Here is a 15,129-nt window from a genome sequence, read left to right as displayed (position 1 = left end):
AGCTGACAGCTATCGTATTGTATAAAAAGAGCAACATCAAACGAGAAAGGAGCTGTGTATCTTGAAGAAAACCGAAATGGAAGCAAACCTACACTGTACTCGGTGCCAAGAAGAGACCCTCCACAGCATCGTTTATGTGAATGATCAGATGAAAAGCGTTGAGTGTACAGAGTGTCATCAGAAGATCAGTGTGCAAGTCGACATCATGAAGGAATTTTACAAAGAAGTATATGAAAAAATTGCCACAAAGCCGAAGCGGATGACGCAGGAGTATAAGGCGAATCTGAATGGATTTATTTCAAGACTCCCCATCCGGGTTTTAAGTAAGCCATACCGGCTGATGAGATATTTAAACGAATCTTATAAGGTCATTAAACAATATAAAAAATAAAGCAGAGGCTGTCTTAGCGCTCTGCTTTATTTTGTGTTTTTTTCATGTAGTAATAAATCGGCAGTCCGGCAATGCCGATCAGCATGGAGATCAGGCAGCTTAGCCAATCGGTGATCATGGTGCTGATTAAGACAAAGAAAGAGCCGATAATCGCAATGATCGGTGTGAGCGGGTAAAGTGGTACGCTATAAGCGCGCTTTATTCCCTTGTTTTGTTTTCTTAGCTTAAAGACAGCGAAAAAGGCCATCACATAAAAGATGTAAATCATGAAAATCGAAACCTCTGACAGCTTCTCGGGATTACTGACGATCATAAACACAATGGCAATCAAAATCTGTACAAATACAGCGATCCAAGGTGTTTGAAAAGTAGGATGAATGCGTGAAATGGCTTTGGCAAATGGAATTTGTTTTCGTTCTGCCATCGCAAAAATGACACGCGGGAACGAAAGAACCTTTCCATTCAAACAGCCAAAGATACTAATGATGATTCCGATACTAATAATTTTACCGCCAATGGGACCAAAGAGCATTGTAGCAGCTGTGCTTGTGGCATTTTCACCTAGTTGAACGATTTGATCAGCTGGTAACACATGCAAAAGGGCGATGTTAATAAAGAGATAACATGCTGTGACAATTAAAATACCGCCTGCCATCGCGCGAGGAAGCAGTTTCTCTGGATTTTTCATTTCACCGCCAAGCGCTGCAAGCAAAATCCAGCCATCATAGGCGAATAATGTCGCCAAAATTGCTGCGCCGAAGTTCATTTGTGCGATACTCTCATTGACGGCTGTGAAAATATGTTCATTTCCTTTCCATAAGCCAAACACAATAATTGCTGCAATCGGAACAAGCTTTCCGATCGTGGTCAGTCCTTGGACAAAACCACCATATTTCGTTCCCATGATGTTGATCACACATAAAAAAAGAACGGTGATAATGCCAATGGTTGTAGCCCATAAAGAAGAAAGAGAAAATAAATTAGCTAATAATGAACCAAAATAAAGACCAAGAGCACCAATAATCGCTGGCCCGTAAATAATAATTTGCACCCAGCCGCATAAGTAGCCCCAAAATTCACCGTATACTTCTTCAAGATAGGCATATAAACCGCCAGTACGTGGGATTTGTGTACCAATTTCAGCGACTGTGAGTCCGCCTGCTAGAGTTAAGATCCCGCCTAACAGCCATGCGAATAAGGCGATGCCTGAGCTTCCTGAATAAGAAAGGACGTTGCCAGGCTTCATAAAAACGCCAGATCCAATAATTGTTCCGATGACAAGAGATAGGGCAAAAAATAAGCCGATGTCTTGTTTTAACGCTGGTTGTTCTTTGTTCATTACACACGACCTCCTGCATCACTTTCATACGTTACTGTGACATGTATTTTGTTCATTGTAATACGATTTTAGGAAAACAAGAATTAAAAAAATTTTCTGATTTTCGTATTTGTATTTAAAAGTGTTCGTTTATTGGAGATATTAGGATGAATGTTATCTTAAAAACGAACAATATAAGAATATTTTTGATGTAATGTTAATTTAATAGGCGAAAGCCGAACATCCAATAAAGATGCAGCCGAATGGTTGACTTTTCTTCTAAAATGACCTATTTTATTCATAAGGATATTATCTTGAATTCGAGATATTTTATAATAGGAGTGAACACAATGAAAATAAATGGGATTCACCACGTATCAGCACTAACAGCAAATGCTCAGAAAAACGTTGATTTCTACCGCCAAATCCTTGGCTTAAAACTGGTAAAAAAAACAGTTAATCAAGATGATCCATCGATGTATCATCTATTTTATGGAGATGAGGTCGCCTCACCTGGTACAGAGCTGACGTTTTTTGAAATACCGATGCTCGCCCGCCGGCTGGACGGAACAAATGCGATCTCACGCACAGGTCTGATTGTCACTTCAGAAGAGGCACTCACTTTTTGGGAAAAGCGCTTTGAAGAAAAAGGTGTAAAGAAAGAAACAGCTTCTTTAAGAGGCGGCAGACCTGCTTTGAAATTTACAGATCCAGAAGGACAGCAGCTGTTTTTGACTGTAGAACCAAGCGTTCAAGATGGAGCGAAGCCGCCAGTGCATGATGAGATTCCTGCTGATTTTGCGATCAGAGGTTTGGGGCCAGTAGAATTAACAGTCGCAGAAGCAGATAAAACGATCAGTGTGTTAACGAGCATCCTTGGTTTCACAGAAAAAGCACGTGAACAATCAAATGATGGGGAAATCGTAACGATTTTTGAATCAGGACAAGGCGGAGCTGGAACAGAGATTCATGTCATTGAAAAAGCAGAAGGACCTGTTGAGCGATCTGGCAGAGGGAGTGTTCATCACGTAGCCTTTCGTGTAGCGGACGCAGAAGAGCTTGAAAAATGGCATGATAAAATAGCCAAAGCCGGTTTCACCAACTCTGGTGTTGTAGAACGTTTTTATTTTAAAGCCTTATATTTTAGAGAGCCAAACGGCATTTTGTTTGAAATCTCAACAGATGGTCCGGGATTCACAGTGGATGAAAGCGTGGATGAACTTGGTGATCAATTAGCACTTCCACCATTTTTAGAGCACAAACGAGCAGAAATTGAACAAAGATTGGTCCCAATCAAGTGAACATGAAAAAAGCAGCTCATAAAAATTGAGCTGCTTTTTTCGTTAAGAGCTGACTTGCTTTGATTCAGATTGTGTTAATGTCACTTGTTTTGTTTCTTCTGTTCCATTACGAACGAGTGTGATGCTGATGGTATCTCCTACTTTTGCATTCGTGTAAAGCTCGTGGCGTAATTCACTGCCGGTTGTCACTTTTTTGCCATTGATGGCGGTGATGACATCCTCTGCCTTTAATCCAGCTTTGGCAGCAGGTGAGCCAGCAGCGATTTCTTTTACGTACACGCCTTTATCGAGCTGACTGCTTGTCAGTCCAAGCGTTTCCTTCTGATAAGCATCTGGTACTTGTTCGAGATCCAGCATGCTGATACCGATATAAGGTCGTTCGATTTTTCCTTTTGTGAGAAGCTGATCTGCAATTGGTTTGACATCATTGATTGGGAGCGCAAACCCGATACCTTCCACACCTGTTTCAGAAATTTTCATACTGGTGATCCCCACAACCTTTCCGTCTGTTGTTAAAAGCGGTCCACCGCTGTTACCTGGGTTAATGGCGGCATCTGTTTGAATGACATTAATACTGCTTTCGCCAGCTGATGTATCCATAGACACTGTTCGATCGACACCGCTGACAATTCCTTGTGTCACTGTTCTTGATAAATCTTCACCAAGCGGATTTCCGATTGCAATGACGGTTTCTCCCGCACGAAGGGATGAGGAGTCTCCAAGTTCAGCGACTTTTGTAACGCCGCTGCTGCTAATTTCCACGACAGCAAGATCAGTCAGCGGGTCAGAACCGACTACTTTTCCTTCCACCGTCTTGCCATTATGCAAGGAGACTGTTAATTTATTTGCTCCTTCAATCACATGGTTGTTTGTTAATACATAGGCTTTACTGCCGGATTTTTTGAAAATAACCCCTGATCCGGTACCGCTTTCTTGCTCTTGACTGCTGCTGTTTTGATTTTGCTGTGATCCATCAAAAGGTGTGTTCATATTACCAAAATCTGTGGTTGTTTGACTTTGTGTTTGATAGTTTGTAATGCCGACGATGGCTGGTGATACGTTTTCGACCATACTGGAAATACTGCTGGTCGAATTGGATGTTTGTGACGCTGTTGTTTTTGACGAATTTGTACTTGTATCATTTGTCGATACAGCGGCTGTTTTCGTTGACGAATCAGTTGAATGATTTTCTGAATGCTGAGCATATGGAGTCAGAACGTAAACACCTAACGCTAACGTACCGCCTACAACCCCGCTGACAAATGGCTTTAGCCAGCCACTTGGCTTCTTCTGCTGTTTTTTCGGCTGTTCAATTGTTTGTAATTCATAAGAAGTGTGTTTTTCATCTTTGTGTTGTGTCATTAAGATCACTCTCTTTCATCGATTTTTACATGTATGTGTTCAAGATGTTTGACTGTATGTGGTGGATACTGACTTTATCGTAAGAAAAAAGTGTGGGATAAAAATGAAAACATTGTGGGAAATTGTTAAAATAAGTAGTGAATCTAAGCAAAATAGAGGAGATTAAACTGTGGAGACTATTGGAATCATTGGATATGGAAGCATGGCAGATATGATGGTACAAAAATGGCTGGATAAAGGAGTACTTCATGCCAGTCAGTTTATGATCCATACAAGAAGTGAAACGGAGCGTCTGCAACAGCTGAAAGAGAAGAACCAGCATGTCAACATTTGCTCTTTAGATGACATCTCTGCATCATGTGATGTCGTGTTTGTTTGTGTACCACCGCTTGCTGTACTTGATGTCTTAGATCAGCTGAGCCCCGCAAAGACATCTCTTCATATCGTATCAGTGGCAGCGGCTGTCACGTTAGACAAATTAATGCAACATACGAATCAGCCGGTGTCTAGATACATTCCCACTTTGACATCAGCCGTAGGAACGGGTGTATCCCTTGTGGCGCATGGTGAAACTGCTGGGCAGGAGGCACAAGAACGACTCCACCGCCTGCTTTCAGCTTTTAGTATCGTCAGGGAAGTGGAAGAGGACCGGTTTGATGCCGCAAGTAATTTGACAAGCTCTTCTCCGGGATTTATTGCAGCAATCTTTGAAGAAATGGCAAGAGCCGCTGTTCGGAATAGTGAGCTTTCTTTAGAAGAAGCCTATGAATTTTTAACATATGCGCTGCTCGGTACAGGACAAGTTCTTGTTGAACGCGGACTGACATTTGCTGAAACGGTGAACAGGGTCGCAACAAAAGGCGGGATTACAGGAGAAGGCGCTGCAGTCATCCAGCAGCAGGCACCGCAAATGTTCGATGACTTGTTTACACAAACGATGAAAAAATATGCGCAACTAAAATCGCAAATCGATGAAGCAGACAAACACCACTAAAGACATAGCTAGTGGTGTTTTTTCTGTAAAATAAATCCTTTATCATCAATGCTTTTGACCTGTATTACCTGAGTCTAATTTCCTTATTTTCAGACATTGTATTGAAAAATCAATCAAGTTCTCATATAATTTTTTAGAAAATTTAGAAAAATATACACAAATTTTAAGTTTAATTAAAGGGGGATGGGGATGAAGCTCTATTTATCAGTCGATATGGAGGGAATTACTGGTCTAGCTGATCATACATTTGTTGATAGCCGCCAGCACAATTATGAGCGCGGGAGAAAAATCATGACAGGTGAAGTGAACGCCTGTGTAGAAGCTCTTCTTACACATGGGGCGACCGATATTTTAGTGAATGATAGCCATTCTAAAATGAATAATCTGTTGATTGAAGATTTGCATGAGGAAGCATCTCTCATATCAGGTGATGTAAAGCCTTATTCAATGGTCCAAGGATTAGATCAAACGTATGATGCCGCTGTTTTTTTAGGCTATCATGCAAGGGCATCAATGAAAGGTGTGATGTCTCACAGTATGATTTTTGGTGTCAGACATTTTTACATAAATGATCATCCGATTGGTGAAATGGGCTTTAATGCGTATGTCGCAGGCTATTATGGTGTTCCGGTCATTCTTGTATGCGGAGACGATCAAGCAGCACTTGAAGCTGAAAAGTTAATGCCTGGCGTGAAAACAGTGGCGGTGAAAGAAACCATTTCAAGATCTGCTGTGAAATGCTTAACACCAGCGAAAGTGAGCACCCTCATCTCGCAGCAAGTGGAAGCTGCCATGAAACAAATTCATCAAATGAAGCCGCTCACGCCTCCTGAGCAGCCAGTGCTGAAAATCGAGTTTGCCAATTATGGACAAGCCGAATGGGCGAATTTAATGCCGGGTACGGCCATCATCGAAGGGACAACAACGGTGACGTACCAAGCAGAGAATATATTAGAAGCCTACCAAGCGATGCTTGTCATGACAGAGCTTGCCGCACGTACAACATTTTGTTAAGCGAGGGGGAGACAGCAGATGGCCAGCTTTTTGCTCAAGCGTTTGATTGCCATGATTGCCACGATTTTAACCATCACAACTTTAACGTTTATTTTAATGAAGGTCATCCCAGGATCGCCCTTCAATGAAGAACGAAATACAAACGAAACTGTCCAGCGAAACCTCGAAAGCTACTATCACTTAGACGAGCCACTCTATGTTCAATATATGATCTATTTAAAATCCATCGTTACTTTTGATTTTGGTCCTTCCATTAAAAAGCCTTCTGAAAGTGTCAATGATTTATTGGCGAGAGGTTTTCCAGTCTCATTAGAACTTGGTCTTATCTCTATTTTGATTGCTGTCATCTCCGGCATCTTGCTCGGAATCATGGCTGCCCTCCGGCATAATGGCTTGATTGATTATATCGCCATGACGATTGCTGTTTTCGGTATATCCATACCCAACTTTATCTTTGCTACCTTATTAATTCAGCAGCTTGCTGTGAATGTAAAACTCTTTCCTACAGCGATGTGGACAAGTCCAATGCATATGGTGCTTCCTACCATTGCACTGGCGGTAGGTCCAATGGCGATCATTGCCCGGTTAACGAGATCGAGCATGATTGAAGTGCTGTCGCAGGACTATATTCGAACTGCAAAAGCGAAAGGACTTTCCCCTTATAAAATTGTGTTTAAACATGCCCTGCGGAATGCACTTTTACCTGTTGTCACGATCCTTGGCACACTTGTCGCAAGTATTTTAACAGGCAGCTTTGTCATTGAAAAAATCTTTGCGATCCCTGGAATGGGAAAATACTTTGTCGAGAGTATTAACAACCGTGACTATCCTGTCATCATGGGAACTACTGTTTTTTACAGCATCATCTTAATTACCCTTCTTTTCATTGTAGATGTGACATATCGTCTGCTTGATCCAAGGATCCAGCTGCATCAGAAAGGAGGAAAGGCATGAGCATACACCTTCAGCATGATCAAACGAATCAAGCGCATGAAGTGCCAGATGAATGGTTTGCTCCTAAAGAACAAAAGACATCTGAAGTCCATGCCATTAAAAGACCCTCACTTTCGTATTGGGCAGATACTTGGCGACGGTTAAAACAAAATAAACTCGCTATGTTTAGTTTATCGGTGCTGATTTTTCTTTTCCTCATGGCTGTATTAGGTCCACTTCTTGCGCCGAATAGTGTGACAGAACAGCGGCTTTCTATGCAAAACTTGCCACCGTCAGCTGCTCACTGGTTTGGAACAGATGAGCTTGGACGTGATGTGTTTACACGTACTTGGTACGGCGCACGCATTTCATTATTTGTGGGCGTGATGGCCGCTCTCATTGATTTTGCAATCGGTGTCATCTATGGCGGTATTGCAGGCTATAAAGGCGGGAAGTATGACCATGTCATGATGCGGATCGTCGAGGTGCTTTACGGTCTGCCGTATTTACTCGTCGTCATTTTATTGATGGTCCTGATGGGGCCTGGGCTTGTCACTATTATTGTGGCGCTCACTGTCACAGGCTGGATCGGGATGGCAAGAATCGTGAGAGGTCAAGTCCTTCAGCTGAAAAGCCAAGAATATGTCCTTGCCTCGAAAACCTTTGGCGCAAAAAGCTTGCGCATCATCCGCAGAAATTTACTGCCGAATACGATGGGACCGATTATTGTCCAGATGACGCTAACTGTACCGACAGCGATTTTTGCTGAAGCATTCTTAAGTTTTCTCGGTTTAGGGATTCAAGCCCCGTTTGCAAGCTGGGGTGTGATGGCCAATGACGCCTTGCCGACAGTGCTGTCAGATAATGGCCACTGGTGGCGTTTATTCTTTCCGGCATTTTTTATTTCGCTGACGATGTTTTGCTTTAATAATTTAGGTGATGGCTTGCAAGATGCGCTTGATCCGAAGATGAAGAGGTGATGGCGTGATGAAAAAAATGCTTCGGATTATCGATCTGCATGTTAGCTTTCGGACATATGGCGGTTCTGTTCAAGCGGTACGCGGGGTGAATGTGGATGTGTATGAAAAAGAAACCCTCGCCATTGTAGGAGAATCAGGCTGCGGAAAAAGTGTGACGTCTCAAAGTATCATGCGGCTTCTCCCTGCATACAGCGCACAAGTCGATCAAGGGGAAATTTGGTTTCGTGATCGCAACTTGCTGTCATTATCTGAAAAAGACATGCGCAGCATCCGTGGTGTCGATATCTCCATGATTTTTCAAGATCCTATGACGGCACTCAACCCGACGCTAACAATTGGGGATCAGCTGATGGAAGCTGCAAAAGTGCATCAGAAGCTGACAAAAAAAGAAGTGAAAGAAGAGGCGCTTCGTATGCTTGACTTGGTGGGGATACCGCAGCCGAAAGAGAGACTGAAGCAATATCCGCATCAATTCAGCGGTGGCATGAGGCAGCGGCTCATGATTGCAATGGCTCTTATTTGTGAGCCGAAGGTGCTGATTGCAGATGAACCGACAACTGCACTAGATGTCACCATACAGGCGCAGATTTTAGAACTATTTAAGGAGATTCAGAAAAAAACAGGCGTGACGATTATTTTAATCACACATGACCTAGGGGTCGTAGCACAAGTCGCTGATCGAGTGGCCGTCATGTACGGGGGGAAAATCGTTGAAGTTGGGACAAGGCGAGATATCTTTTACAGTCCGCAGCATCCCTATACAAAAGGGCTACTGCAATCCGTTCCAAGGCTGGATATGAAAGATGAACTCATTCCTATTGAAGGAAGCCCGCCTGATTTATTTGCCCCGCCAAAAGGATGTCCATATACCGATCGATGCCCGTCTGCGATGAAAGTGTGTGATCATATCATGCCGCATGAAACGCAGCGTTCACCTACACATGCAGTACATTGCTGGCTTCAAGATGAACGAGCGAAGCAAACGGTTTTATCTTCAACACAAAGGGGGAGTTTTTCATGAGAAAAACAGGTTGGATTCTCAGTATGTGCTTTATCGCAGTGATGCTGCTTGCAGGATGTACAGCCAATGAGCAAGCAGGCAAAGGATCTTCAAGCAAGGGCGAAGAGAAAGTTTTAACATTAAATAATGAAAACGAACCGACATCATTTGATCCGCCCATTGGTTTTAATAATGTGTCCTGGCAAGGGCTCAATAACTTAATGGAAGGATTAACGAGACTGAATGAAAAGCACGAACCATCTGCTGCCATGGCGGAAAAATGGGACATCTCAAAGGACGGAAAAACGTACACGTTCCATTTAAGGGATGGGATTAAGTGGTCAAATGGTGATCCAGTCAAAGCAAGTGACTTTGAATATGCGTGGAAGCGGCTGCTAGATCCAAAGACGGGCTCTTCTGCGGCATTCTTAGCTTATATGATTGAAGGGGGCGAAGCGTTTAACAGCGGAAAAGGGAAGAAAGAAGATGTAAAAGTCAAGGCTGTTAATGATCAAACGCTAGAGGTCAAGCTAGCATACCCGCAGAAATCTTTCTTAAATATGACCGCAAACCCTGCCTTTTTCCCGGTGAATGAGAAGGTAGCGGAGAAGGACCCGAACTGGGCCAAGGATGCGAAAACCTTTGTCGGTAATGGACCGTTTAAGCTGACAGAGTGGAAGCATGATGAAAGCTTTACAATGGAAAAAAGTGACACGTATTGGGACAAACAAACGGTCAAGCTAGATCAAGTGAAATGGCTCATGATTAGTGACCGAAACACAGATTACCAAATGTATCAATCAGGAGATTTAGATACGGCCTTCGTTCCGGCAGAACAAAGTGAAGACCTGTTAAAAAGCAAAGATGTGCAAATTGAAGATCAAGCAGGGCTGTTTTTTTATCGCCTAAATGTCAACATGGAGCCTTTTCAAAATAAGAACATTCGCAAAGCCTTTCAAATGGCGATCAATCCTCAGGATATTGTAGAGTACGTGACGAAAAATGAAGAGAAGCCAGCACGTGCCTTCGTTTCACCAGGAATTTTAGATTCAAAGGGTGAAGATTTCAGAGAAGCTGGCGGCGATCTTGTCAAACATGATACGAGTGAAGCTGTAAAACTATTAGAAAAAGGGTTGAAAGAAGAAAACTATTCAAAGCTGCCGCCCGTCACATTAACATATAGTACAAAGCCTGAAAATAAGAAAAAAGCAGAAGCCATTCAGCAGCAATTAAAAGAAGCGCTAGGGGTAGATGTGAAGCTTGCCAACATGGAAGCAAATGTGTTTGCAGAAGATCAAAAGGCACTCAAATTCCAATTCTCGCAAAGTTCATTTCTAGCTGACTATGCAGACCCAATCAATTTCTTAGAGAGCTTCCAAACAGGAAATGCGATGAACCGGACAGGTTGGTCAAACGATACGTATGATCAGCTGATCAAAAAGGCGAGTCAAGAAGCAGGTGAACAAAAGAGAAATCGTATGTTGCATGATGCCGAGGCACTTCTGATGGAAGAAGCACCGATCATTCCCATTCATTTTTATAACCAAGTCTATTTACAAAAAGAAGGCGTAAAGGGCATTGTCCGTCATCCTGTTGGTTACATTGATTTGAAATGGGCACAGGTAGATGGAGAGTAAATGAAAAAATGAGAGAACGGGACGCTTTGAAAAAAGCGTCTCAGCGTGTAGACAAACCCTCGCATTCGGTGTCAGTCCTGCGCATGCTCGTCCTTCCTAGGGCTGCAAAGGTTTTCTATCACGCTGAAAAGAAGACAAAGGGTTAAAATAAAGTTCATTTTAACCCTTTGTCAACAATCTGGGACGCTTTGAAAAAAGCGTCTGTTCCTTTATTCGTTCATGTTATGAAGAAGATGCCCATAGATTGAAAGAAACGAAGAGAAAGAGGGGATTGGCATGAACCATCTGCCAGTGGCACTTCAAACAGGAGATACAGTGGGAATCATTGCACCAGCAAGCCCGCCTGATGAGCTGAAATTAGCAAGAGGTATTTCTTTTTTAGAAAGCTTAGGGCTAAAGGTGAAAAAGGGGAAGTATATCGACTCCCGGTATGGTTATTTAGCAGGTCATGATCATGAACGAGTGGAAGATATTCATCACATGTTTCAAGATCCAGACGTGAAGGCAGTGATTTGTGCTTGCGGAGGATACGGAACAGGAAGAATTGCAGAAGCCATTGATTATGACCTCATTCGCCGGAACCCAAAAATCTTTTGGGGATACAGTGATATTACGTTTTTACATACAGCGATTCAGCAGCAGACGGGTCTTGTGACCTTTCATGGTCCAATGCTCTCCTCTGATGTGGGACTTGAGGAGGTTCATCCGTATACAAAAGATACCTTTTTACAGCTATTCACTCCGAAAGCCTTTTCGTATACGAACCACCTGTCACCTCTTCACACTTTTTATCATGGCACGGCTTCAGGCGAAATCACCGGAGGAAATCTTGCCCTTATCGTCACGACACTTGGTACACCTTTTGAAATTGATACAAAGGGGAAGCTTTTATTGATAGAAGATATTGACGAAGAACCATATAAAATCGATCGAATGATGCAGCACTTAGCATCTGCAGGAAAATTACATGATGCGGCGGGATTTATCATTGGTGATTTTCATCAATGTGAGCCGAAAAAGAAAGAGCAGTCGTTAACGCTCGATCAGCTATGGGAGACGTATATTGTCCCGCAACAGAAACCTGCACTTGGCGGCTTTCGGATCGGTCATTCATCTCCAAACTTCGCCATTCCAATCGGCGTGCAGGCTACATTAGATGCTACAGGGAAAAAACTGCATATTTCCCCAGGTGTTGCAGCGAAAGAGGCGATCAAATGAAAATCGTAGATGTTCGCACATGCAGAACGAGTGTACCGCTAAAGAAGCCTTTCAAAACAGCATTAAGAACGGTGTATGATGCCGCATCTCTTATTGTGATCATCACCTATGATCAAGGTGATGTCAGCTATGGAGAGGCAGTGCCGACATCGGTCATTACAGGTGAAACACTGGAAAGCATCGACTATGCTATTTGCGCTGTGATGAGGCCGATCTTGATTGGGGCCTCATTGTCACAATATGAACAAATCTTTTCAGCGATCGACCGTGTACTTGTAGGAAACACGAGTGCAAAGGCTGCAATAGATATGGCGATTTACGATGGTTTAGCGAAGCAGGCTGGCCTGCCGCTTTATCAATATCTTGGTGGTTATCGCGATCAGCTGGAAACGGATTACACGGTTAGTGTCAACCGTCCGCTAGAAATGGCAGAGGATGCGAAGCAATATGCAGCTGAAGGCTTTCGTACCTTAAAGATCAAAGTGGGAAAAGATGATATAGATACGGATATTCAGCGGATCAAGCGGATTCGAGAAAAAGTCGGGCCGGATATTCAAATCAGGCTTGACGCCAACCAAGGCTGGACGTGGAAGGAAGCGATTGTGGCCATTCGAAAAATGGAGGCACTCGATATTGAACTAGTCGAGCAGCCAGTGCCTAAAGAAGACATCGAGGCTCTGCGCCGGGTGACGGAAGCAACAGACACATTGATTATGGCAGATGAAAGTATTTTTAGCCTCCATGATGCCATCAAGGTGTTAGAAACGAGAAGCTGTGATCTCATCAACTTAAAATTAATGAAAACAGGGGGTATCAAAAAAGCGCTGAAAATCAATAGTTTAGCAGAAGCATACGGCGTCAAGTGCATGGTTGGCAGTATGATCGAGTCAAAACTAGGGATTACCGCAGCCGCTCATCTTGCTGCAAGCCAGCCGAATATTACCCGTTATGATTTTGATGCGCCGCTTATGCTCAAAGAGGACTTAATAGACGGAGGAATTGTCTATCAAGGAAAAGATATTCTCTTTCCACCGCATCATGGATTAGGCATTCAAGGAGTGAAAGGGGTCTTATGATGTTATATGAATCAAAGGTTCCAGTCGCAAATATATGGACAGCACCGCAGTCGCCGAGAGATATGGATCGACACGTTCTTCAAAGTTCCGTCCAGATCAAAGAATGGATTGATCAGCAAACATATGAACAGAAATTGGCCTTATGTGAAGAAAACCTTATTCAAACCCAAGTACTGCTTGGCGAACGAGTCATTGGGCTGGAGGAGACAGATGGCTGGATGAAAGTTGTCATCCCGCAGCAGGCAAGCCGGAAACACCCGCAAGGCTACCCAGGTTATATCCCTGTAGAGCAATTAAATGAAGTATCAGAGAGTGAACCAGCTGCTAGTCCCTTGATTGTTTGTCAGAAAAAAGCGGTTTTATATCAAAATGGAACACCGGATATGGAGGTTAGTTTTTTAACAGAACTAGCACCTGTTGAAGAAATGAGCGATTCCTTTGATGTTCTGACTCCAGTAGGAAGAAGAGAAATCAAAAAAGAAGATGTGCGCCGCGCTTCATCACCTTCTTCTATGAGCGGTAAGGATGCCTTAGCCATAGGAAAACAATTTATTGGACTGTCGTATTTGTGGGGCGGCATGAGCAGCTATGGCTACGACTGTTCGGGTTTTGTTTACAGCATGTACAAAGCGTGTGGATGTTTATTACCGAGAGACGCAAGTGACCAAGCAGTTCAAGGAACTCCAGTCGCATCAAATCATTTGGCGCCAGGTGATCTCATGTTTTTTGCCAATGACAATGGGAAGGGAGCAGTTCGCCATGTAGGGATGTATGCTGGAGATGGCATGATGCTTCACTCGCCAAAAACGGGCAGACAGATTGAACTTCTTTCTCTTTCTGGTACTTCATATGAACAGGAATGGGCAGGAACAAGGCGGTATTTGAAAGCTGAGAGGGGGAGATGTGATGGGAAGTGAACCACTTCTGCAAGTCAACAACTTAAAAAAGCATTTTCATCTATCGAAAGGAAGAACGTTAAAAGCATTAGATGGTGTCACCTTTCAGCTGAAACAAGGCGAAACCTTTGGTCTTGTTGGTGAGTCAGGCTGCGGTAAATCTACACTTGGAAAAGTGCTCATGCGGCTTTATGACCCGACAGAAGGTGAAGCTTTGTATGAAGGGAAAAGTCTCCATCACTTATCGAACCGAGAATCATTTGATTTCAATAGACAAATTCAAATGGTGTTTCAAGATCCGTATTCTTCTTTAAATCCTAGGCTCTCTGTAAAAGATATTATGCTAGAACCGATGGAGATCCATCAATTGTATGGCAGTCAAAAGAAAAGGATCGAGCGCGTGAAGGAACTGCTTGAAGCGGTGGGGCTAAGTCATGATTTTGCTACACGCTATCCTCACGAATTCAGCGGAGGTCAGAGGCAAAGAATAGGGATTGCTAGAGCACTCGCCTTATCGCCAAAGTTTATCGTGGCAGATGAGCCGATTTCTGCACTAGATGTATCCGTTCAAGCTCAAGTCGTGAATTTGCTGAAAAAACTGCAAAAAGAAGAAGGATTGACGTTTTTATTTATTGCCCATGATTTATCGATGGTCAAATATATTAGCGATCGAATCGGTGTCATGTACTTAGGACATCTCGTGGAGATGACCAGCAGTGATGCTTTATATAAAACACCACTTCATCCATATACACAAGCATTGCTGTCTGCTATCCCGATTCCAGATCCTGATGTGGAAGATAAACGCAAGCGGTTTATTTTAAAGGGAGAAATTCCAAGTCCAGTGAATCCGCCAAGCGGCTGCGTATTTCGGACAAGATGTCCTGCTGCAATGGATGTATGTGCGGACAAAAAGCCAGTATTACAAGCAGTCGAAGAAGGACATGAAGTGGCTTGTCATTTATATGATAGGAAATAGATAAAGGGAAGTAGACAAGCGTTTAAAAAG

General features: G+C 43.1%; 14 protein-coding genes. 12 read left to right on the top strand and 2 right to left on the bottom strand.

The features are described from left to right. Positions 1-61 precede the first annotated feature (61 nt). A complete protein-coding gene (locus ASG46_RS14065; RefSeq protein ID WP_008358910.1) occupies positions 62-391 on the top strand; it encodes a hypothetical protein in 330 nt (109 codons plus the stop codon). Between the two features lie 13 nt (positions 392-404). Here the strand turns inward: ASG46_RS14065 and ASG46_RS14060 are convergent, their stop codons facing one another. Beyond that, complete coding sequence (locus tag ASG46_RS14060; protein WP_056704873.1) at positions 405-1,730, bottom strand: APC family permease; 1,326 nt, start codon at positions 1,728-1,730, stop codon at positions 405-407. A gap of 329 nt (positions 1,731-2,059) precedes the next feature. Here ASG46_RS14060 and ASG46_RS14055 point away from each other — a divergent pair, with 329 nt between their 5' ends. Beyond that, on the top strand, positions 2,060-3,010 hold the full coding sequence (locus ASG46_RS14055; RefSeq protein WP_046526586.1) for a ring-cleaving dioxygenase: 951 nt from the start codon (positions 2,060-2,062) through the stop codon (positions 3,008-3,010). A gap of 42 nt (positions 3,011-3,052) precedes the next feature. Here ASG46_RS14055 and ASG46_RS14050 read toward each other — a convergent pair whose 3' ends face one another. Next, positions 3,053-4,372: a S1C family serine protease gene (locus ASG46_RS14050; RefSeq protein WP_056704871.1), complete on the bottom strand. Its 1,320-nt coding sequence runs from the start codon at positions 4,370-4,372 to the stop codon at positions 3,053-3,055. Between the two features lie 169 nt (positions 4,373-4,541). Between ASG46_RS14050 and proG the strand changes: the two genes are divergently transcribed. From proG to ASG46_RS14000, 10 genes are all read left to right on the top strand, one after another. After that, positions 4,542-5,366: a pyrroline-5-carboxylate reductase ProG gene (gene proG / locus ASG46_RS14045; protein ID WP_039963379.1), complete on the top strand. Its 825-nt coding sequence runs from the start codon at positions 4,542-4,544 to the stop codon at positions 5,364-5,366. 189 nt (positions 5,367-5,555) lie between these two features. Beyond that, positions 5,556-6,380, top strand: a complete 825-nt coding sequence (locus tag ASG46_RS14040) for a M55 family metallopeptidase (RefSeq protein ID WP_025207215.1) — start codon at positions 5,556-5,558, stop codon at positions 6,378-6,380. Positions 6,381-6,398: 18 nt separating this feature from the next. Then, positions 6,399-7,334, top strand: a complete 936-nt coding sequence (locus ASG46_RS14035; RefSeq protein WP_008346233.1) for an ABC transporter permease — start codon at positions 6,399-6,401, stop codon at positions 7,332-7,334. Further along, positions 7,331-8,293 (top strand): ABC transporter permease, encoded by a 963-nt coding sequence (locus tag ASG46_RS14030; protein WP_017359137.1) that lies wholly within the window; start codon positions 7,331-7,333, stop codon positions 8,291-8,293. The genes ASG46_RS14035 and ASG46_RS14030 overlap by 4 nt, the downstream gene beginning before the upstream one ends. Positions 8,294-8,300: 7 nt before the next feature. Beyond that, positions 8,301-9,314 carry an ABC transporter ATP-binding protein gene (locus ASG46_RS14025; RefSeq protein WP_007498841.1) on the top strand — a complete coding sequence of 338 codons (1,014 nt, stop codon included), beginning with the start codon at positions 8,301-8,303 and terminating at the stop codon, positions 9,312-9,314. Continuing rightward, positions 9,311-10,930, top strand: a complete 1,620-nt coding sequence (locus ASG46_RS14020) for a peptide ABC transporter substrate-binding protein (protein ID WP_025207217.1) — start codon at positions 9,311-9,313, stop codon at positions 10,928-10,930. Before ASG46_RS14025 ends, ASG46_RS14020 begins: the two co-directional genes overlap by 4 nt. Positions 10,931-11,206: 276 nt before the next feature. Beyond that, on the top strand, positions 11,207-12,148 hold the full coding sequence (locus ASG46_RS14015; protein WP_017367085.1) for a S66 peptidase family protein: 942 nt from the start codon (positions 11,207-11,209) through the stop codon (positions 12,146-12,148). Beyond that, positions 12,145-13,224 carry a dipeptide epimerase gene (locus tag ASG46_RS14010; protein ID WP_025207218.1) on the top strand — a complete coding sequence of 360 codons (1,080 nt, stop codon included), beginning with the start codon at positions 12,145-12,147 and terminating at the stop codon, positions 13,222-13,224. Before ASG46_RS14015 ends, ASG46_RS14010 begins: the two co-directional genes overlap by 4 nt. Then, the gene (locus tag ASG46_RS14005; protein WP_025207219.1) at positions 13,224-14,141 is read left to right on the top strand and encodes a C40 family peptidase; all 918 of its coding nucleotides are present in this window, start codon (positions 13,224-13,226) and stop codon (positions 14,139-14,141) included. The genes ASG46_RS14010 and ASG46_RS14005 overlap by 1 nt, the downstream gene beginning before the upstream one ends. After that, entirely contained in the window at positions 14,131-15,099 is a 969-nt protein-coding gene (locus ASG46_RS14000; protein WP_035700468.1) for an ABC transporter ATP-binding protein, read from the top strand. Before ASG46_RS14005 ends, ASG46_RS14000 begins: the two co-directional genes overlap by 11 nt. Positions 15,100-15,129 lie beyond the last annotated feature (30 nt).

Origin of the sequence: Bacillus sp. Leaf49 (genome assembly GCF_001426125.1) — a bacterium.
In the GTDB taxonomy this organism is placed as follows: Bacteria; Bacillota; Bacilli; order Bacillales; family Bacillaceae; genus Bacillus; species Bacillus altitudinis.
The sequence above is the reverse complement of the archived record's forward strand: the minus strand, read 5'-3'. Positions and strand labels throughout refer to the sequence as shown.

Excerpts from the sequence above, each read along its gene's own strand:
- ASG46_RS14035 (WP_008346233.1), top strand. The coding sequence starts at position 6,399 with ATGGCCAGCTTTTTGCTCAAGCGTTTGATTGCCATGATTGCCACGATT.
- ASG46_RS14055 (WP_046526586.1), top strand. The coding sequence starts at position 2,060 with ATGAAAATAAATGGGATTCACCACGTATCAGCACTAACAGCAAATGCT.
- ASG46_RS14030 (WP_017359137.1), top strand. The coding sequence starts at position 7,331 with ATGAGCATACACCTTCAGCATGATCAAACGAATCAAGCGCATGAAGTG.
- ASG46_RS14020 (WP_025207217.1), top strand. The coding sequence starts at position 9,311 with ATGAGAAAAACAGGTTGGATTCTCAGTATGTGCTTTATCGCAGTGATG.
- ASG46_RS14010 (WP_025207218.1), top strand. The coding sequence starts at position 12,145 with ATGAAAATCGTAGATGTTCGCACATGCAGAACGAGTGTACCGCTAAAG.
- ASG46_RS14025 (WP_007498841.1), top strand. The coding sequence starts at position 8,301 with ATGAAAAAAATGCTTCGGATTATCGATCTGCATGTTAGCTTTCGGACA.
- ASG46_RS14005 (WP_025207219.1), top strand. The coding sequence starts at position 13,224 with ATGTTATATGAATCAAAGGTTCCAGTCGCAAATATATGGACAGCACCG.
- ASG46_RS14000 (WP_035700468.1), top strand. The coding sequence starts at position 14,131 with ATGGGAAGTGAACCACTTCTGCAAGTCAACAACTTAAAAAAGCATTTT.
- ASG46_RS14050 (WP_056704871.1), bottom strand. The coding sequence starts at position 4,372 with ATGACACAACACAAAGATGAAAAACACACTTCTTATGAATTACAAACA.
- ASG46_RS14015 (WP_017367085.1), top strand. The coding sequence starts at position 11,207 with ATGAACCATCTGCCAGTGGCACTTCAAACAGGAGATACAGTGGGAATC.
- ASG46_RS14060 (WP_056704873.1), bottom strand. The coding sequence starts at position 1,730 with ATGAACAAAGAACAACCAGCGTTAAAACAAGACATCGGCTTATTTTTT.
- ASG46_RS14040 (WP_025207215.1), top strand. The coding sequence starts at position 5,556 with ATGAAGCTCTATTTATCAGTCGATATGGAGGGAATTACTGGTCTAGCT.